Origin of the sequence: Allomesorhizobium camelthorni (assembly GCF_011045125.1) — a bacterium.
Taxonomy (GTDB): domain Bacteria; phylum Pseudomonadota; class Alphaproteobacteria; order Rhizobiales; family Rhizobiaceae; genus Allomesorhizobium; species Allomesorhizobium camelthorni.
Genome location: NZ_JAAKZF010000007.1, coordinates 1 through 18,472, shown reverse-complemented (window position 1 = coordinate 18,472; position 18,472 = coordinate 1). Strand labels below are relative to the sequence as shown.

Here is an 18,472-nt window from a genome sequence, read left to right as displayed (position 1 = left end):
CTCAGTCTCCGTCGAGCGACGAGAAGCCGGCGGTCAGGCCGAGCGCGCCCGCGAGCCTGACGCCGAAAAGCTCCGACAGGCTGGAGGTTACGAGGCGCGCATAGGCCAGCTTCCCCCGTCGCGCCGCGTCGGCGAGTATTTCCGCAACCGGCCCGTCCGCAGCTTCCAGAGCGCTCTCGGCATTGTCGAATTCGAAGCCGATCGAATCCGCGATCCAGGCTGAATCCGGTGGCAGCAATCCCGCAAGTTGGCTCGCCTCGAACAGCTTTCGCATGCCGCGCAAGTTCGCCGTAATGGAGCCCGTCGTTGCACCGGATCGCCAGAAGATTGCCTGCTTCGGCCGGTCGCCGTCGGCTTCCTCGCCAAGAAAGCCGTTGATGCGCACGTCGCGCACCATTTCAAGACCATGAATGAAGATGTCGAACAGTTCGGTGACCGCTTCTTCGTCGGTGCGGAAGAGCGGATTGTCCGCACCGGGATTGGCCCATTGCGCCGAAATGCCGGCGGGGTCCTGCCAGCCAGCAACAACGGCCGAGGCTATTCCCTGGACATTAGATACAATCGCGCGTCCATAGGCGCATCGGTAGTCTTCGCCCGGCTCGGCCAATCTCTCCGAACCCGTGCCGAAAAGGATGAATTCGAGCGCGCCCAACCCCTGCATGGCGACACTCTTGCTCTTGAGCGTCGCGGGGTCAGTGGCGGTCGCATCCTTCTCCGCAAGCGCCCGCTGCACCTGCTTCAGGCCAGTGCTCTTGCGGTCCGGCCAGAAAAGGATGCGCTCCAGCCGGTTCTCCTCCATCACCGGGCCGAAGCGGATGATTTCGGCTTCCGACCACGCGGTGACGAGGCTCGCGAAAGCTTCCCGCGCCGCCGCGAGCCTGTCCGGCGACGGTTCGGCGCATAGCGCGTCCATGTCGTCGCTGAGTTCGGCCGACGCGGTCTGGAACGCGCCATAGGCCGGCTTCACGAAGCCCGATACTGCAGCGGCTATAACCTGGTTTTCGGCCCTGGCCGGAGATGCAAAGGCGATCGCCATCGCTATGAGGAAGAGCAGCAAGGATCGCATCACAGCGACTCCAGGAATTTTGCAAGCGCATCGCGATCAGCTTTGGGCAAAGCGGCGAAGCCGTCGCGGGCGGCCTGCGCCTCGCCGCCGTGCCAGAGGATCGCCTCGGTCAGATTGCGCGCGCGCCCGTCATGCAGGAAAAAGGTGTGGCCGCTGACCTGCTCGGTAAGCCCGATTCCCCAGAGCGGCGGCGTGCGCCATTCGCTGCCGCCGGCGTCGCCGACGCTCTGGCCGTCGGCCAAGCCTTCGCCCATGTCGTGCAGCAGGAAGTCGGAATAAGGCCATATCAGCTGGAAGGCATGCGCCTTGTTGGGCGCGTCGCGCCGCGTCACGAATTTAGGCGTGTGGCAGGAGGCGCAGCCGAACTGGTAAAAAACCTTCTTGCCGGCAAGCACTTCCGGCTTTCCGACGTCGCGCCGCGCCGGCACTGCGAGATTCTGCGAATAGAAGGTGACGAGGTCGAGCACCGGATTGGGCGCTTCGGTTTCACCGAGGCGTTCCTGCACGCCGTTCGGCAACGCAAGGCAGTCTTTCTGCGCATCGCTGCAATCGCCCCAATGGTGCGGCACATCCGGCGTCGAGATGCCAATGTCGCCGGCGAAGGCTTCGGCCGACTGCTGGCGGATCGACGGCGTGGACGCCTTCCAGCCGAACCGGCCGAGCGTCGGTTCGCCGCTCGCTGCGTCGCGCACGATCGACGCCTTTCCCGAAATGCCGTCACCGTCGCTATCTTCCGGGTCGGACTTGGCGAGAATGTCGGCCGGGTGGATCTGCTCGACCAGACCGAGCCCGATCATCGGCGGCGTCACCCGCGGCGACAGTGTCGTTGCGGGACGCAGCGGGCCGAGCGACAGGTCGCTGACCGAATAGCTCGGCTTGCGCAGCGAAACGACGCTCCCGTCGTCAAGCATGACCGGCGTCTCCTCGTAGGCGATTTTCATCCTGCCTTCGGCGGCAAGGCCCGGAACGGCGAGATCCTGCAGCTGCCCGCCATAGACGGGATCGGGAAAGTTGAGCGCGGCCTTCCGCGCCAGCATCGTCTTCTCCTCAGCGGTTTCGGCGGCGCGGGCGAGCCGCAGGAACATTGAGGTCGCGTCGGCATTGCCTTCGGGAGGATGGCCGCGGCCATCCTTGAGATGGCAGCTCTGGCAGGCGCGCGCATTGAACAGCGGCCCGAGCCCGTCGGACGCCTGCGTGGAAGACGGCGAAGATACCCATAGCTTGCGAAATAGCCCGTTGCCGAGCTTGAACGTGCCCTGCTCCTCGAAGCTTAGATTGGCCGAGGGATGAGAAAACGCGTCGTGGTTGACGCGTTTGCGCGAGGTCGCGGCACCCCCCGGCATCGGCTCGAAATCTTCAGTCTTGGAGAAATCCGCAGTCGGTTCGGTTATCGCCCTGACACGGGCGAGATCTTTTTCAGTCAAATCGTCGCGAACGGACGGAAGCGCATCGGGCTCGGACGAGACGGCGACACCCGATAGCGCAGCCAGCGCCGCGGCTACGGCCAACCCAATGCGAACGCGGCGCGTCAGGTTTATGGCGCGCCGCATCGCATGACCTATTCGGCGTCTTCCGCCGAAGCCGCGTTGAGCAGGCCGTAACGTTCCTCGCCGATGCTGGCGAGCAGTTGGAGCTGGGTTTCGAGGAAGTTAATATGGCCTTCCTCGTCCTTCAGCAGGTCCTCGAAAAGCTGCATGGTGACGTAGTCGCCCAGTTCTTGGCAGATCTCGCGCGAGCGCTTGTAGGAGGTTCGTGCGTCATACTCGCCGGCCAGATCGGATTCGAGCACTTCGCGGACGTTCTGGCCGATGCGCAGCGGCGCCAGCGACTGGAGGTTCGGGTGGCCCTCCAGGAAGATGATACGCTCGATGATCTTGTCGGCGTGATGCATCTCCTCAATGGATTCCTCGCGTTCCTTCTTGGCCAGCTTGAAGAATCCCCAATCCTCCAATAGCCGGTAATGAAGCCAGTATTGGTTGACGGCGCCTAGCTCCAGAAACAGCGCCTCGTTAAGCCGCTCGATGACTTGTATTTCGCCCTTCATGGCGTCTGCTCCCGAATTGGGTCCGCAATCCTCGGACGCGGTCCAGATGTGAAACGACATCCGCCCCGTTCGCCTCCGAACGAAGGTGGTAGTTCTCGGTTACCCGAATGATCGTTTCCACCACATTTGGGAAGCAGCCGCAACAGCGACCGCGCTTCTGAAGCCAATGATATACCTTGGCGGGCACGATGAGGTGCCAGGGATCCTCCTCGAGAAGCTGGATGATGGCCTCTTCGATCTCCTTTTCGGTGATAAGGTTGCAATGACAGACAATCATGATCAGCTCTGGTAGTGGTCCGGCGGCTTGCGCCGGACCTGATAGGTTTTTGCGCTTACTGGAAGACCTTGTCAGGCGCGTCGAGGCTGTCGGAGCCTTCGAAGGCGATCGAATCGAGCTTCAGCGCCGCGACCGCACGCTCGATCGACCTGGTCTGGTCGATCAGCCCGTCGATGGCCGCCTGCACCACAGCGTTGCCCTCGGCATTGCCTTCTCCGATCTGCTGGTCGTAGGCCTCGCCGCCTTCGGTTCGTTTCGCCACCGCTTCCATGGCGGCGATCGTCGCGTCAAGCTTGCCCGTCAATTCAGTGTCGAGCGCTGGGTCGGCTTCCTTGACTATGGCGGAGAGCGACGGCCCTTCGACCACGGTTCCGTCGACGCGCTTGTAACTTCCGAGATAGGCATCGCGGATGCCGATCGCATCGTAGAGATGCGAGATATGGGTATTGTCGGAGAAACAGTCATGCTCCTCCTCGGGGTCGTGCAGCAAAAGGCCAAGCTTCATGCGTTCGCCTGCGAGTTCGCCGTAGGAAAGCGAACCCATGCCCGTCAATATGGCGGAAATCCCGGCCTTGGGATCGCCGTCGAGCAGCGCCTTGCGCGCCGCGCCTTCAGCTCCCCAATTGGCGACCATCTCCTCGAGGTCGGCCACCAGAAGGTCGGTCGCGGCCGCCAGATATTCAGCACGCCGCTCGCAATTGCCGCCGGTGCAGTTCGCCCTGTCGTAGTCGGTGAAGGGGCGGGTTCCCGCGCCGGGACCAGTTCCGTTCAGATCCTGGCCCCAAAGCAGGAATTCGACCGCATGGTAGCCGGTGGCGACATTCGCCTCGATGCCGCCGGCTTCCTGCAGCGTGCCGGCAAGGAATTCCGGCGTGATCCGGGAAGCGTCGACCTCAGCCCCGTTGATCTCGATCTGGGGGTTGGCGATGACGTTGGCCGTGTAGAGCGTATTCTCGTCGGATTCGGTGCCGTAACCTGCGTCGACATAGTCTATCAGCCCTTCGTCCAGCGGCCAGGCGTTCACGCGGCCTTCCCACTCGTCCACGATCGCATTGCCGAAGCGGTAGACCTCGGTCTGCTGGTAGGGGATGCGGGCTGCCTTCCAGGCGGCGCGCGCGGCCTCCAGCGTTTCCGCGGAAGGCTTGGCGATCAGGGCGTCGGCGGCCTCGTCCAGCTTGACGGCGGTCGCCAGCGCATCTTCGTATTTCGCCTGGGCGATATCGGCATAATTGGCCAGCACCGCCTTGGGATCGGTATCGGCCTTTGCCGGCAGCACGAAAATGGCCGCCGTCAGCATCGCCGTAGCGGCTATCGCCGCCAATTTGCCGCCCTGCGGCACTGTGACCCATGCTTGCATCATCGTCTTCTCCTCAGGATTGGCCGGCAAGCGGCACGTGACTTGGATGTCTGACGGTATGCAGCGACGCGTGGCAGGGCGCGGAAACGCGCAGTGCTGCCGCGAGGCTGGCTGGATTACCGGAGGGCGTGCGCCGCTTCAATTGCGGCCTGACCGCGCAGGGGCGCGGGTCGGGAAATCGAGACACAAAGGTCCTCCAATCGAAAGGGTTCAAGGCCCAGACATCAAAGGGATACGCTCTTCGAGCACGCGCCATAAAGACTTCGGACGCGCAAAAGTCAAGAAGCATTCCTACATTAACATTTGAAATCAATAGATTAGAACTGTTCTAAAGAGGTCAACTTATGCTCGCTGCAGCAGAACTCGCGGCAGGCGTGAAGACGGTTCGCTTGACATGGCGGCATCCGGAGTGCGACCCGGAACCGGTCTGCAATGTCGGATCGGGACGGTCGGCGGGTCTCGCGCCATCCTATCCTGCGCGTCGGAAACATAGGCATCATGAAGAACGGCGCTGTCATTGTCGGTGCGGGACATGCGGGTGTGCAGGCAGCCGCGAGCCTGCGCGAAGAGGGTTTCAACGGCTCCGTCACGCTGATCGGCGATGAGAACGAACTCCCCTACCACAAGCCGCCTCTGTCCAAGGCTTTCATGAAGGACGCCGACGCCAAGCCGCAAATGCTGCGCGCCGAGGCCTTTTACACAAATGGCCATATCGATCTGATGCTTGGCTCCAGCGTCGAACAGATCGACCTTTCCGGCCGCCGGCTCGACCTTTCTGGCGACCGCCATATAGCCTTCGATCGCGTAATCCTCGCCACCGGCTCGCGGCCGCGTACTCTGGCCCTGCCGGGCTCCGACCTTGCCGGGGTGCTGTCGCTACGCTCGGTCGCCGATGCCCGCGCGATCCGCGAGGCGAGCGCCGGCTGCGAGGACGTCGTCGTTCTCGGCGGCGGCTTCATCGGACTGGAGATCGCGGCGACGCTGGCGCTCGGCGGCCGCAGTGTTGTTGTCGTCGAGGCGCAGGACAGGCTGCTCGCCCGCGCAGCCGCGCCGGTGATCGCCGCCCATGTCCGCTCACGCCTCGAAGCGTCGGGCGTACGCCTTTTGACCAATACGACGATCGAGCGGCTGGAAGGCCAAAGTGGCCATGTCGTCGCGGCGGTAACTTCGTCAGGTGAGAGGCTGCCGGCGGGGCTTGTTCTTATCGGCGTCGGCGTCGTGCCCAATTCGGAGCTTGCCGAGGCGGCAGGCATCGCGGTCGCCAACGGCATCCGCGTCGACCCGCAAATGCGCAGCTCGCAGCCCGAAATCCTGGCGATCGGCGACAATGCCAATTACCGGCACTGGCTTTCCGGCGCCGATGTGCGGCTGGAATCGGTGCAGAACGCTACCGATCAGGCGCGGCTCGCCGCCCGCACCATAACCGGCCAAGAAGACGCCTATCGCAGCGTCCCCTGGTTCTGGTCCGATATCGGCGACATGAAGCTGCAGATGGTCGGCCTGGCCGCCGGCGTCGACAGGTCCGTCGTGGTCGGCGAGGCGGCCGAAAACCGCTTTTCGGTGTTCCATTATCTGGGCGACAGGCTGATCTGCATCGAATCCGTCAACCGGCCTGCCGACCACATGCTCGGCAGGAAAATGCTCGCTGCGGGTTTTTCGCCGAACCCGGCAACGCTTGCCTCAGACGATCTCAAGGCCCAGTTCGCTGCATGGCAGCAATTGCAGCCGGTCGAACCGGCCTGATCCACCGGGAACCCGCTCCGCCCGTATACGTTCTGCGGGGAAGGTGAGGGCATCATGCCGTCTCCGGGCCGAAAGAGGTTCAAGGCATGACATTCAACGGCACGTTCACCAAAATTGCCAACACGGTGGCGCACGCCGCCGGCATGCCGGCGGCTTTCATCGCCTGCTGCCTGGTCGTCTTTGTTTGGGCCGTCAGCGGTCCTCTGTTCGGCTTTTCCGACACGTGGCAGCTCATCATCAACACCGGCACGACGATCATCACCTTCCTCATGGTCTTTCTCATCCAGAACACCCAGAATCGCGATGGCGCAGCCCTTCAGACCAAGCTCGACGAACTGATCCGCGTCACGGCCGCGTCGAACAAGTTCATCGGCATCGAGCACCTGACCGAGCAGGAGGTCGAGGAGTTCCGCCTGCGCTGCGAGCGCGCCGCGAAGAGGAAGAAGAACGCCTTGGAGAACACGCGCTGATCCGCCTCGACAGGGCGCGCGCCAGCCGACGCATGGCCAAGCCCGGCCGGAGCCTATTTTCCGTCCGGCGCGGCGGCGGGTCGCTCGATAGGTTTCAGCCACGGTTCGCGCCGATGCGCCCACAACTCGTAATGCGGCGAAAGATCGGTGGGCGCCGTGTCCAGCGTGCCGATTTTTATCTCGGCCTCGCCACCATCGATCTCGAACAGCCGCGAGCCGCATTTGGGACAGAAATGCCGGCGCTCCCACTGCCGCGTTTCGCCGCTCGTTTCAAATGCGGATTCGGGCCAGACCGCGAAAGCCGTGAACACGCTGCCGGATTCCTTGCGGCAGCTCGTGCAATGGCAGATGCCGGCGCGCAACGGTTCGCCGGCGACTTTATAGCGGACCGCGCCGCAACTGCATCCGCCTGACCTGTAGCGCATCGGCGCGCCTCCTCGGCATGATCCCGAACCAAAGTCAGCTAAGCAGGATCATGCAGCAAAAGACTCCTGGACCTGAAAACCTCGCCGGCTCGAACTGGTTCCAACTGGCGGGTCGATTGCACCCCGACGGCGGAACGCAAATCCGATTTCGGCGTTGGTGTGCGTTCGCGCGAACAAAGCTCCCGAAGCACCGGACCCGAATTTTGAGCACTGCAATCGAATAGTCGGCGGCGAACGAAAACGGAAAGCTGTAAAGGTGGCGTCCTTCACTGTCGGTCCCATCGAACTCCGCTCCGCGCGGAACTCCAACCTCCCGCGCCGGGCCAAATTGCGGGCTCGCCGAATATGTTCCAGACATTGCAGCGCGAGCCTTCAGCGATGACCAGAGCGATAAATGGTTTGGCGGCGAAGGCCGCCATTCCGACAGCAGATCCGGACAAGGGAACGACGACCGACGCTCGCAAAGTCATATCGGCCGCGCGTCCACGAAACATGCTTTTGAGGGGGCTGAGCGCTCAGGATTTTGCGATGATCAGGCCTCACCTCGAGCCGTCGACTTTACAGCGCAGGGATGTGCTCGAAGAGGCGAACAGGCCGATAGAGCATGCCTATTTTCCCGAAGATTGCCTGATCTCCGTCGTTGCCATGCTGCGCGACGGCAAGGCGGTAGAAGTCGGAATGGTTGGCCGCGAAGGCATGACCGGAACCGCTATCGTTCTCGGGAATGGCGAAGCGTCGAACGAGTGCCGCGTACAATTGGAGGGGTCGGCGCTGCGAATTCCGGCGGCAGGGCTGCGCGAGCTTCTTCCGCGCAGTGCGTCCCTCCACGCGCAGTTTCTGCGCTATGTGCAGGTCGTGCTGGTGCAGGCGACGCAAACCGCTCTGGTGAATTCGCATCTGACGGTCGAGAAGCGTCTGGCTCGCTGGCTGCTCATGATGCAAGATCGTGTCGGCGAGGACGAGTTCGACCTGACGCATGAATTCCTCGCCGCCATGCTGGGAGTGAGGCGGCCTGGCGTCACCGTGGCCCTGCACATGCTGGAAGGCAGGCATCTTATCCGCTCCACCCGCTCCCATATCGGTATCCGCGACAGGGCGGGGCTGGAGGAATTCGTCGCCTCAGGCTACGGGATCCCTGAAGAACGTTACAGAAGGCTTTTTCCCGGCGCGGGTTTCTGAACGACGACTCCGATTGGCCTTCGCTGGCAAGGGATCGGCATCGCCGCTGCTAATCCTCTCCCGTTTGATGCCCCGCTGGGGAGGAAACCGCGCCCCGCCAGCCTCCACCTCAAATGTCGCTTTCGTACAACGGTCGCGTTGGTACGTTTTCAACCTAACTTTTTGATCTTGCGGGATTTAATTCTGCTAGCCCGCTATCTGGAGCATTGATTCCAATGCCGCGCTATTTTTTCCATTACCGGGACGGGGATCGTTTCAAAGAGGATTACGAGGGCGAATTGCTCTCGGGAATCGCGGCTGTCGAGGAGACCGCGATGGCCTCGGCCAAGGAGATCATTGCCGAGGGGCTTTTGGGCGGCAATCCGGTTTTGACCGGATACAGCTACGAAATCCACGACGAAGCCCGAAATCTGGTGCTCGTCTTCCCGTTTTCGGAAGCGGCTGAGAAGCCGGGCGTGCGGCCTTGATGGCGTTCTTCATTGCTAGCCGATAAATTAGAGCGTAAAAATATGTATCGTTTGCACATTTCAGTGGGCGCGAACGGCTGGGAGATTCGTGAGCTCTTGCCCTGCAAAAGGCTTTCGAATGTATAAGCCGAACAACAAGAGATACAAGAACGAACTGCTCCGCCGATTGAGCCAGGAAGATCTTGCTCTGGTGGAACCTGAACTAGTCCGATGCGAGCTTCCACTGCGGATGATGCTTGAGAATCGTAATGCACCGATCGAGTTTGTCTACTTTCTGGAAGATGGAATAGGGTCGATTGTCGCCAAGATCCCCATGGGGCGCGACACCGAGGTTGGCCTCATCGGCTTCGAAGGTATGACCGGCGGCGCTCTCGTGCTTGGCGATGACCAGTCGACCCACGAATGCTTTGTGCAACTCGCCGGCGAGGCCCACCGGCTGCCGGCGGATCAGCTTCGCTCCGTTTTGTCGCAAAGCGAGACCCTTCGCCCCTTCCTGCTTCGCTACGTACAGGCGCTGTTTATCCAGACCAGCTATACGGCGCTGGTCAATGCGCGATCGAAGCTCGAGGAGCGGCTGGCGCGCTGGCTTTTGATGTGCGACGACCGCGTCGTCGGCGACAGGCTTACGATCACGCACGAATTCCTGGCCATCATGCTCGGCGTCAGGCGGCCGGGGGTCACCGTCGCGTTGCAGATCCTGGAAGGCAAGGGCCTCATTCGCGCCAATCGTGGCGAGATCATCTTGCGCGACCGCAACGGCCTCATCGACCTCGCTGACGGCGCCTATAGCGAGCCGGAGGGGGAATATCGGCGTCTTATCGGCGAGATAGGATAGGGTCTTCGCGTCGTGTCGGAACGACCTTAGACGAAAGTAGTGTCACCCACCGTACAAAGCCCGTTTTAGGCGTCGACAAGCGTCGTCGCCCCTGCCACATTTATTTGCTGCCTGAACGCGATCAGACAAAATGGGAGGTAGAAATGAGTCTCGTTTCAATCTCTGTGCGGTCGGCTCAGGACGCCGCTGAGGCCTATGTCCTTTCGCGGCGAAAATCGCCAGTCCTGTCCACCGCAATGGCCATCCGGGCCATTCGCACGCTGCTGCCCAAATGCCAGTCCACGGACCGGGAACTCGCCGATATGGTCGCGTCTGCCGCTATCCAGCGCGGGCTTTCAGTCTCGTTCGACGGCGCAGATCGCGGCGAGGTTCGCGTTCCATATGAACTCTGATCGGATTCCGAAGGCTGGAATTCTTGCGGCGCTTGCGGCCAGTTCCGAAGGCGATCCAAGGATCGGCCGGGTGGTCTCGACATCCAAAGCGCTCGAAGCGTTTCGGCATCTGACGGGAGACCGGACGACGCCCGACGAGGAACTGGTGGCGCTCCTGGCCGACGCTGCTGTCGCGTCGAGCTGTTCGGTCATTTTCGACCATCGCGAAGGCGATTCGAACGGGCGAGCGGCTAAGACCGGTTAGCCGGCTAAGCCTCGCCTATGGCTCTTTCCAGCTTGTTTTGAGCACCCGGCGGCGTGGTTTTGCTGGTTTGCGTTCGGGGCTGATCTCCAGGCCGTGCGTGGCTGCGTAGCGCCTGATCATTTCCGCGAGTTCGGTCTCGGAAATCGCCGCCCGGCCGATATGGGCGCGCACCCTGCGCACGCCGTCAGCAACAGACACCGGCCATTGCCCGCCCTTGGTCGCGGCGAAGAATTCCTCGATCGCCGTTTCGATCTCGACGGATTGACCTGCGCTGTGGCGTGTTCTCATCCAGGCGGCGCGCTCCGGTTCAAGCGGCGAGCCGCAACCGGCGCTGGGAGGAGCATTGTCGATGAAAACGCCGGCCGCGTCTCGTCCGGCCTCCCAACAATTTGCCCTCGCGAAATGTTCCTTTAAACACGCGCGCCGCCGATCGCTTCCCGATCTGCCTGGAACAAACCATCCGGCGTGCCGTTCAGCCCGGCGTGCCTGCCCGCGGCATCCCGACCAGGAGATTCGATGGGAGCACTGTGCCGGCATGGCCGGTCAAACTCTGCCTGACCCGATGGGCGACCGGCTGTCGCCCGCTCGGCTGAGTGCGGTGCTGCTCAGGCCGGCTCGACCGCCGGCCTGCGGCGCGGGCCTTCTTCTTTCGTCACGAGATTCGTGAGCGGCGCCTCGATGCGGCATTCGACGCCGGAGCGCGGGTAGCGGAGTTCGACCTTGGCCCCCAGTTCCGATGAAAGCATGCGCTCGATCATGCGTGTGCCGAAGCCGGTCTTCGAGGGCCGCTTCACTGGCGGGCCTTCATGTTCGGTCCATTGCCAGGCGAGACTGTTGTCCGAAACCGTCCATTTGATGCGTACGCAACCGTCGGTATTTTGCAGAGCGCCGTATTTAGCGGCGTTGGTGGCCAGTTCGTGCACCGCCATGGAAAATGCCAGGGCGGCTTTCTCGCCGATGCGTAGCGGCGGCCCCTCGATCTCGAACTGCTCCTTGCGGAACGGTTGCAGCGTGTTGACGACGGTTTCCCGCAGATCGGCGCTCGTCCAGTTGCTGGCCATCAGCTGCTGGTGGGCGCTGGCCATGGCGCTCAGGCGGCCACTGAACACGGACAGCGCGTCGCTCGAAGCCGCGCCCCTGAATGTTTGCGAAGCCACGGCCTGAACGGTTGCCAATATATTCTTGATCCGGTGCTCCAGTTCTCTGGCGAGCATGTCGCGGTGCTCTTCCGCCTTTCGGCGCGCCGACCTGCCTTCGACCACTTCGTCCATGAAACCGTCGATCGCCGCGCCAACTTCCGAAAGCTCGCCGCTGTCATGCGACATGCCTGTGCGCGATTTCGTATCGCCGGCGCGCCACGCCTCAATGGTGGCCAACATGCGGTTTACCGGACGGCGCACCAGGCGGTTGCCGGTCAGGGCTGCGAGTGCGAATGCGATCAGGGCTCCCAGCCCGGCAATGACGACGCCGCGTTGCGTCGCTTGGTAAACCGGCAACATGGCCGCGTCATACGAGACGCCCGCGCTGACATAGATGCCGCCATCGGGCGCCGTCGCCACGGGACGATAACCGAGGATCCGTCGCGTGCCGTCCTGGCTCATCACCTCGATCGTTCCCGGCCCCTCCGCGGTGACCAGATGCAGGTAAGGCTCGGGTATGCGGGTTCCCACGAACCGCTCGGGAAATGGGTGGCGCGCGATGATCACTCCATTGCGGTCGGCCAAGGTCAAAGCGTCATTTTCGGGATACTGGCGCTCGGCGAGCGAATTGTTGAGCCAGTCGAGGCTGAGACCGGCGACAAGCACTCCCTTGAAGGTTCCATCCTTATCGCGGATCGGGACGGCGAGAGGCAGCGACGGCTCACCCGAGATCCTGCTCGTCTCGTAGGTTCCGACGACAAAATCGCCGTGCGCCATAACCTCGCGGAAATAACCGCTTTCATCCACCCTCAACGGCGTCGCCGGCGCGTCTGGCCGGCACTGGACCACTCCTTCCGCGTCCGCTACCGCGATCGAAGTGAACTGCGGCGATTGCGCCTTCACGTCCGCCAGGAAAGGGACGCAAAGGCCGGCGTCGAAATCGCGGATCGACGGGGCGTTGGCCAGCGTGCGCAGCACACCTTCCGACCCATCGATGATCCGCTGAATCTCGAGCGAAGCCAGTTCGCCGATGCGCATGGCGGTGCGATGCACCTCAATCTCGCGTTCCCGGCTGGTGACGACCTCGTTGTACAGGAGGATTATCAGCGCAGGCGCCAGCGCCACCGCTGTCAGCAGATACAGACGCTGACGCAATGAAAGCGTGCCTAGTCTCACTCCGTACTTCTCCGCGTCGCCACGCCCGCAACGCGGCAACCTAACCATGAATGCCCCCTGCCTGCAAATTGGACGGAGACTGGATCGAGCCTCGTGCCGGCGCTGGAACTCCGGGCAAGGATCGGCGTTCATCCGAAAGGCGGGCGATGGAGCGAAGCTGATGTTGCGACTGTTGCTTCTCGGGCTGATCGGCGTGGCGGCCTACCGGATCGGCAGCGAATTTTTGCGCACAATCCCGTCCGATTTCGAGCCGGTGCCGGCGCCGGCCGGAAATCCGGAACAATCCCGCGCGACCGACCAGGGACAGAGCAATTCCAAATCTCGAGGTGGCCATGTTGGCGACCGCTAGCGCGCTCGTGGCCGGCTCGATCGGAATGGCGGTGGTCGATGTGAGCTTTCTCGTGCTGGCCTCGACGATAGGGCTGCTGCTCATCCACTACGAAGGCAATTGATCCCGGGCAGGCTAGTCGCCGTTCATGGTCTCGCGCCTTCGTTGCAGCGCGGCCTGCAATTGGTAGGCAAGCTTGGTCAGATTTTGCGGAACCGGCTCTTTTTCGATCTGAGCCAGGATATTCCTGATTTCGCGATCGAGGCGTTGCGTCTGGGGCGATTCCCGACGGTCCGACTGATGATTGGCGTCGTTCGAATTCATGCTTCAAGCCCAGGCCCGGTCCCTTGACCGGCGATGTTCCGGTAACCGAACCGCCATTTCAACAGATTGTTGCCGAAATGGCCGAAGTTTCGATCGCCATCCACACTTTGCGCGTTCATGAAAAGCGGCGACTCAAGAAGGGTGACCCGGCCAACCCGAAACGCCAGGGCGTTTCGATGGCCTTGGTGATGCCCACTCTCCTTCCGATCGCGAGATCGGCGATTGCTGGCGCATCGAAAATCCGGAACGGCGGAACCGTCAGAGAAAGGCCGTCATGGCTTTTGTCGATCGCAAGAGCCGAGCAGAGCCGGCCCGGCCCCGAGCATAGCTTCAGTGGGTCGGCGGCGCCCCGCCGCTGCCGCATTTGCTCGATCCCGAAAACCGGCTGGATCGCCCTGATCAGGACCGCGTTGGCGGGCAGACAGACGAAATTCAGACACCAGTGCACGCCGTAGGATCGGTACACATAGGCGTGGGCCGGCGGCCCGAACATCGTGGCGTTGGCGTTCTTGAGGCCGCGGAAACTGTGCGAAGCGGGATCGTCCGGGCTATAGGCCTCGGTTTCGACAATGACGCCGCCCACGCCATCAACGGTGAGCTGCTTGCCGATCAGGTCGCGGGCGACGGCAACCGCTTCACGGGCGTAGAAGGCGACTGGGAGCGTTCTCGCTGCCTCCCCAGGCAATGTTTGTTCCAACGGCTAACGTCCTTTCTGATGCCCGCCCCCGACGAGGCGGGGGCTTTTGCTTTGGCCCTTGGTAGGAACCAAATCCGTTACTGTCCGCAACCGTACTTTATAGGAACCCCCCTCTTTGCGCCTGCGTTGGTTCGTCAGTTGCCCCTAAGCAATCCTGAAATTCAAAAGGAATCGGTCATGAATCATACCGATATTCCAGCCGAAGCCACAACCCAACGGGACGGCCGGCGCGCAGACCGGGGCGAAGTTGTGACACTCATCCCTGCACTGCGTGCTTTTGCCCGAACCTTCTGCAGCGACGCCAACGATGCGGACGATCTCGTCCAGGAAACGTTGATGAAGGGCATCGCCAACATCAGCCGCTTCCAATCCGGCACCAACATGAAATCCTGGCTTTTCACCATCATGCGCAACACCTTCTACACGCGCATCAAGATGGCGAACCGCGAGGGTCCCGGCCTGCTCGATTGCGCTTCGAGCCGCCCGGCCACGGCAGCCAGCCAGGAGTGGTCGCTGCGCAGTCAGGAGATGGCGCGCGCCATCGAAGCGCTGCCCGATGATCAGCGTCAGGTCATCGTGTTGATCGGCGTCCTTGGCACCAGTTACGACGACGCGGCAAGCATATGCGGCTGTGCCATCGGAACGATAAAGAGCCGCCTAAGCCGCGCGCGCAACCGACTACTTGAAACGCTTGGCGAAACGTCTCCGCACGACGCGGTGATCACGCCCGATGTCTCGGCGACCGCCATCCGTTCCGACGAGGCGGTCGTCTGACCTTGCCGGCATCCGCCAAGTGGATTGCGCCAGTGCCACTTGTAAATGCAGGTGTCTTGCCCGGCAGTTGTCGATAATCTCCACGCAACCGGGTTAAGAAGGGTTGGGCGAACGAGTCGCCCAGCTTCTTACGCCGGGTTCGTGGAGGCGCTTTTGAGTAAATCGCTCTTTGATTTGACGGGACTTCGAGCCCTGGTTACTGGCTCTAGCCAAGGCATAGGCTTGGCGCTGGCTGAAGGTCTGGCGCGACATGGCGCCGAGATCGTGTTGAACGGCCGCAACGCCACGAAAATCGGCGAAGCAGCCGATGGGCTCGCCACCAAGGGCTACAAGGCGGGCAGCGCTGTATTCGACGTTACCGATGGGGCGGCGGCTGCGGCAGGCGTCGCCGACATCGAAGCGCGGCTCGGCCCTATCGACATATTGGTCAACAATGCCGGAATGCAGTTTCGCGCGCCGCTGGAGGATTTTCCGGCGGAGAAATGGGACGAGCTGCTGCGCACCAACATTTCAAGCGTGTTCCATGTCGGCCAGGCCGTGGCGCGACACATGATCCCGCGCCGTCGGGGCAAGATCATCAATATCGCCTCCGTGCAGAGCGAATTGGCGCGGCCAAACATTGCACCCTACACGGCGACCAAGGGTGCTGTGCGGAACCTGACGCGCGGCATGTGCGCGGACTGGGCAAAGTACGGTTTGCAGATCAACGCGATCGCGCCCGGCTATTTCAAGACGCCGCTCAATCAGGCGCTGGTCGACGATCCGGAATTTTCGGCTTGGCTGGCCAAGCGAACGCCAGCCGGGCGCTGGGGCAATGTCGACGAGCTCGTCGGCGCGGCGGTATTCCTCGCCGGGCCGGCTTCGTCCTTCGTCAACGGGCATACGCTCTATGTGGATGGCGGCATTACGACTGCGCTTTGATCCGCGCTGCTGGGTCCGCCCGGAAGTGCTGCGACATCGTCACTTTTCGGTGGGAATTATGCTTAGGTGGCCGCCGACCTCGAGAACGGCGAACTTGATCTGATCCAGTCGCTCCAGCCCATGTTGCTCACGCGCCGCGTCCAGTATGTCCTCGAGCGCGACCCGCGCGCGCTGCATGGCGCGCCGGTCGAGCTTGCCGAGGCTGATCAGTACGGTGGGTGTGCCATCTATCCATCTACTGGCGCTCGGCCTCCACTCCTTCACGTAGGAGAGCATTATGTCGGTGAGGAACAGGGTAACAATCAGCAGCACGGCGTTTGCGATCGAAAAATCGTCGCCGAGCAAAGCCTGCTGCGTTGTTTCGGCGACAATAAGCAACAGGACGAAGTCGAAAGCCGTCATCTGCGCGAGGGCCCTGCGGCCCGAAAGCCGGACGATGATAAGCAGGATCACATAAACCGCCACGCCGCGCAGAACCGATTCCATCTCTGTCTCCTATGGCAGAACGACCGTGGTCACGCCGACCGGGTCGCCGCCGTTGAGCGAAACCTCGTAGCCGGCAAGGCCCGGGCGCTGGGGTCGCAAATGCAGAACGACTTTCGACGGTGGGCCGTTCTCGGACCGGAACACCATCACCTCGCCGGCAGGGCTGGTTAGAGACCGTTCAGGCAGGGGCTGGATGTCTTCGATCTGGAAGTACTGCGAAAACTGCGGCGAGAGCGTCAGCCGATGCTCCTCGCCGGGCGAGCCGAAGGTCACGGTCACTTCGTCCGCCGATTCCCAGCGGGCGACACGGGGATAATCGACCTTGCCGGCCTCCGTGGCAATCGTTGCGTGGGCCAGAACTCCACCGCCACCGCCCAGGCCCGCAAGAGCGGCGAGAAGAATCAGGCCGAAACCCACCCATGCCCAGCGCTCGACTGTCCAGAAGCGCTCCTGGAAGTCGCGATGTTCTTCAAGCTGCAGTCCGTCGTCTCTGATGGGGATAGGAGGTTGAGCAGTGTCGGCCTTGTTCAACTTGCGCTCCCTTTCGCAACGAGAAACAAAGATGCCGCTAGTTTGGTTCCGGAACCTACAGAGCCGGCAGCGGGCTCAGATCGCCGGAACCCATTTCCAGAACACGCCTTCCATGCGCTCCGGGTAGTACTTGAACTCGCATTCGAAGCGCCAGCCATAGGCCTTGGCCGCGCTGAGGGCCTGATCGCTAGCCGGCTTCATGCCGGTTCCGGGGGCAAACCAGTCTTCAAGGAGATCGTCGGGCACGTAAGCGCCGATCCTGAGCGGCAAATGCTTCAGAACGGCGTCCATCGATTTCGGCGGCACGACTCTTCCCTCCGGGCGGAGCACAGCATCAACAATTTCGCTACCCATTGGTTCCAGGGGCTGAAAACGATCGCGCCAAGCCGATGGGTGAACGCGGCGCCGTCGTCGCCGCCACGCTTGGCAAAACTGCGAGGAGCTATAACAGCGCGCTGATCGGGCGACTGGAGCAAAAGGTTGGAGCCCCGGCTTAGCGGGGCTCCAACAACGTTCTGATTAGACCATGGGTGGCCGATTTACATCGAACCGACCCAGGAGCAGAGCTGCGTCATCGCGGTGCTGTAGGTGCCGGCGCCGGCCGTACCGCTCGCCGCCATGTCGGATGAGGTTGTGCCCGTACCGGTGGTCGTATCGGGGGTCGTCGAAGCAGTCGTATCGGTGGAGGTGCCGGCCGCCGGGCCGGTCGTATCAGGGGTCGTAGAGGCTGTTGTGTCCGTCGACGTCCCGGGGGCGGAGGCCGTGCCCGACGAAACCGTGGTGCAATCCTGCTTGACCTGCGCCTGCTGCTCTGCGCTCAGCGAGGCCCAACTGGATTGGATCTCAGCCTGGCTCTTGAGGGTGGTCATCGAGTCGTCGGTGAAGAAGGCATCGCCGATCGGTCCCGACCAGTCCTTGGTCAACGCCTTGTCGGCTTCCGTCATCATCATCGTGTCGGTCGATGTGCCGGCGGCCGGGCCGGTGGTGTCGGTCGTGCTGCTTTGCGCAATGGCGCTTGTGCCCAGCGCCAGTGTGAGCATCGAAGCTGCAATAAGTTTGTACATCATATCTATGAATCCCGTTTGTGGTTGGAGTTCCCCCCGTTTGGGGCGAACAAAACCGGTCTGTACGGCTGATGTTCCGATATTTTTCCAAAAAGTTCCCGACCGGCGCAGCATCCGCGGCGGCCATAATCCGCAAGTTTTCATTCGTCTTTGCCGGACCGCAGGAACATCGTTGGCGTCCCGCGGTTCGACTGAGAAGTGGGAGGCGAAGCTGATGAAACGGTCGTGGGAATTGACAAGCATCATCGTCGTGGCCGCCATAGCTGTTTTGATGCTGATCGCTTTTCTGTGGATCAACGGCGGCTTCGGCACTGCTCCTGTTGCAACTCCAGGGGGCGAACACCCGGCCACCAGGGCGCCTGCCGGTGTCGAACCGCCCGAGCCGAATACGCCTGCCGCCGAGCCGCAATGAGGAATGTTATCAAAATAGCTACGCCCACAGGTCAGAGGTGGTTCGGCGCGGCAGTTGCCAACTCCGGCTGCTTTGACGCCTTCGAGACCACCGCACCGCTGGTTTTGGGTGACGCCGACTT

Annotated in this window: 24 protein-coding genes; 10 read left to right on the top strand and 14 right to left on the bottom strand. The window is 62.2% G+C overall.

The genetic code is table 11. From position 1 onward, the window contains the following. Position 1: 1 nt before the first annotated feature. The 5 genes from G6N73_RS08100 to G6N73_RS08080 are packed head-to-tail and all read right to left on the bottom strand — an operon-like array spanning position 2 to position 4,744. Positions 2-1,066 (bottom strand): imelysin family protein, encoded by a 1,065-nt coding sequence (locus G6N73_RS08100; RefSeq protein ID WP_165025842.1) that lies wholly within the window; start codon positions 1,064-1,066, stop codon positions 2-4. Continuing rightward, entirely contained in the window at positions 1,066-2,616 is a 1,551-nt protein-coding gene (locus G6N73_RS08095) for a di-heme oxidoreductase family protein (RefSeq protein WP_165025839.1), read from the bottom strand. The genes G6N73_RS08100 and G6N73_RS08095 overlap by 1 nt, the downstream gene beginning before the upstream one ends. An 8-nt stretch (positions 2,617-2,624) precedes the next feature. Then, positions 2,625-3,110, bottom strand: a complete 486-nt coding sequence (gene bfr, locus G6N73_RS08090) for a bacterioferritin (RefSeq protein WP_165025836.1) — start codon at positions 3,108-3,110, stop codon at positions 2,625-2,627. Beyond that, positions 3,076-3,387 (bottom strand): (2Fe-2S)-binding protein, encoded by a 312-nt coding sequence (locus tag G6N73_RS08085; RefSeq protein ID WP_165025833.1) that lies wholly within the window; start codon positions 3,385-3,387, stop codon positions 3,076-3,078. The genes bfr and G6N73_RS08085 overlap by 35 nt, the downstream gene beginning before the upstream one ends. Before the next feature lie 55 nt (positions 3,388-3,442). Then, complete coding sequence (locus G6N73_RS08080; protein ID WP_165026199.1) at positions 3,443-4,744, bottom strand: imelysin family protein; 1,302 nt, start codon at positions 4,742-4,744, stop codon at positions 3,443-3,445. A gap of 498 nt (positions 4,745-5,242) precedes the next feature. On the opposite strand from G6N73_RS08080, the gene G6N73_RS08075 reads away from it, so the two are divergent. Next, complete coding sequence (locus tag G6N73_RS08075) at positions 5,243-6,487, top strand: NAD(P)/FAD-dependent oxidoreductase (RefSeq protein ID WP_165025830.1); 1,245 nt, start codon at positions 5,243-5,245, stop codon at positions 6,485-6,487. Positions 6,488-6,573: 86 nt separating this feature from the next. Then, the gene (locus tag G6N73_RS08070) at positions 6,574-6,957 is read left to right on the top strand and encodes a low affinity iron permease family protein (protein ID WP_165025827.1); all 384 of its coding nucleotides are present in this window, start codon (positions 6,574-6,576) and stop codon (positions 6,955-6,957) included. Positions 6,958-7,010: 53 nt separating this feature from the next. Here G6N73_RS08070 and G6N73_RS08065 read toward each other — a convergent pair whose 3' ends face one another. Then, complete coding sequence (locus G6N73_RS08065) at positions 7,011-7,382, bottom strand: GFA family protein (RefSeq protein ID WP_165025824.1); 372 nt, start codon at positions 7,380-7,382, stop codon at positions 7,011-7,013. 528 nt (positions 7,383-7,910) lie between these two features. Here G6N73_RS08065 and G6N73_RS08060 point away from each other — a divergent pair. From G6N73_RS08060 to G6N73_RS08040, 5 genes are all read left to right on the top strand, one after another. Continuing rightward, complete coding sequence (locus tag G6N73_RS08060) at positions 7,911-8,561, top strand: Crp/Fnr family transcriptional regulator (protein ID WP_165025821.1); 651 nt, start codon at positions 7,911-7,913, stop codon at positions 8,559-8,561. A gap of 215 nt (positions 8,562-8,776) precedes the next feature. After that, entirely contained in the window at positions 8,777-9,028 is a 252-nt protein-coding gene (locus G6N73_RS08055; RefSeq protein WP_165025820.1) for a DUF6894 family protein, read from the top strand. A 118-nt stretch (positions 9,029-9,146) separates the two neighbouring features. Then, positions 9,147-9,863: a Crp/Fnr family transcriptional regulator gene (locus tag G6N73_RS08050; protein ID WP_165025818.1), complete on the top strand. Its 717-nt coding sequence runs from the start codon at positions 9,147-9,149 to the stop codon at positions 9,861-9,863. 143 nt (positions 9,864-10,006) lie between these two features. After that, positions 10,007-10,255: a hypothetical protein gene (locus G6N73_RS08045; RefSeq protein ID WP_165025816.1), complete on the top strand. Its 249-nt coding sequence runs from the start codon at positions 10,007-10,009 to the stop codon at positions 10,253-10,255. Next, complete coding sequence (locus G6N73_RS08040) at positions 10,245-10,499, top strand: hypothetical protein (RefSeq protein ID WP_165025814.1); 255 nt, start codon at positions 10,245-10,247, stop codon at positions 10,497-10,499. Before G6N73_RS08045 ends, G6N73_RS08040 begins: the two co-directional genes overlap by 11 nt. A gap of 15 nt (positions 10,500-10,514) precedes the next feature. Here G6N73_RS08040 and G6N73_RS08035 read toward each other — a convergent pair whose 3' ends face one another. After that, positions 10,515-10,787 (bottom strand): hypothetical protein, encoded by a 273-nt coding sequence (locus G6N73_RS08035; RefSeq protein WP_165025812.1) that lies wholly within the window; start codon positions 10,785-10,787, stop codon positions 10,515-10,517. 317 nt (positions 10,788-11,104) lie between these two features. Further along, positions 11,105-12,814, bottom strand: a complete 1,710-nt coding sequence (locus G6N73_RS08030) for an HWE histidine kinase domain-containing protein (protein ID WP_165025810.1) — start codon at positions 12,812-12,814, stop codon at positions 11,105-11,107. Between the two features lie 160 nt (positions 12,815-12,974). Here G6N73_RS08030 and G6N73_RS08025 point away from each other — a divergent pair, with 160 nt between their 5' ends. Continuing rightward, on the top strand, positions 12,975-13,163 hold the full coding sequence (locus G6N73_RS08025) for a hypothetical protein (protein WP_165025808.1): 189 nt from the start codon (positions 12,975-12,977) through the stop codon (positions 13,161-13,163). Between the two features lie 114 nt (positions 13,164-13,277). On the opposite strand, the gene G6N73_RS08020 is transcribed toward G6N73_RS08025, so the two are convergent. Next, positions 13,278-13,466: a hypothetical protein gene (locus tag G6N73_RS08020; RefSeq protein WP_165025806.1), complete on the bottom strand. Its 189-nt coding sequence runs from the start codon at positions 13,464-13,466 to the stop codon at positions 13,278-13,280. Positions 13,467-13,581: 115 nt separating this feature from the next. After that, on the bottom strand, positions 13,582-14,151 hold the full coding sequence (locus tag G6N73_RS08015) for a DNA-3-methyladenine glycosylase (protein ID WP_165025804.1): 570 nt from the start codon (positions 14,149-14,151) through the stop codon (positions 13,582-13,584). Between the two features lie 189 nt (positions 14,152-14,340). Here G6N73_RS08015 and G6N73_RS08010 point away from each other — a divergent pair, with 189 nt between their 5' ends. Both G6N73_RS08010 and G6N73_RS08005 read left to right on the top strand, forming a co-directional pair. Beyond that, the gene (locus tag G6N73_RS08010; RefSeq protein WP_246251781.1) at positions 14,341-14,937 is read left to right on the top strand and encodes a sigma-70 family RNA polymerase sigma factor; all 597 of its coding nucleotides are present in this window, start codon (positions 14,341-14,343) and stop codon (positions 14,935-14,937) included. A gap of 153 nt (positions 14,938-15,090) precedes the next feature. Beyond that, positions 15,091-15,858: an SDR family oxidoreductase gene (locus G6N73_RS08005; protein ID WP_165025802.1), complete on the top strand. Its 768-nt coding sequence runs from the start codon at positions 15,091-15,093 to the stop codon at positions 15,856-15,858. A 39-nt stretch (positions 15,859-15,897) separates the two neighbouring features. Here the strand turns inward: G6N73_RS08005 and G6N73_RS08000 are convergent, their stop codons facing one another. From G6N73_RS08000 to G6N73_RS36300, 4 genes are all read right to left on the bottom strand, one after another. After that, a complete protein-coding gene (locus G6N73_RS08000; RefSeq protein ID WP_165025800.1) occupies positions 15,898-16,344 on the bottom strand; it encodes a DUF421 domain-containing protein in 447 nt (148 codons plus the stop codon). 9 nt (positions 16,345-16,353) lie between these two features. After that, positions 16,354-16,875, bottom strand: coding sequence for a hypothetical protein (locus tag G6N73_RS07995; protein WP_165025797.1), 522 nt, complete (start codon positions 16,873-16,875; stop codon positions 16,354-16,356). A 75-nt stretch (positions 16,876-16,950) separates the two neighbouring features. After that, positions 16,951-17,166 carry a hypothetical protein gene (locus G6N73_RS07990; protein WP_008840580.1) on the bottom strand — a complete coding sequence of 72 codons (216 nt, stop codon included), beginning with the start codon at positions 17,164-17,166 and terminating at the stop codon, positions 16,951-16,953. A gap of 248 nt (positions 17,167-17,414) precedes the next feature. Next, positions 17,415-18,472: hypothetical protein (locus G6N73_RS36300; RefSeq protein WP_206078735.1), on the bottom strand; the 1,058-nt coding region annotated here is incomplete at its 5' end.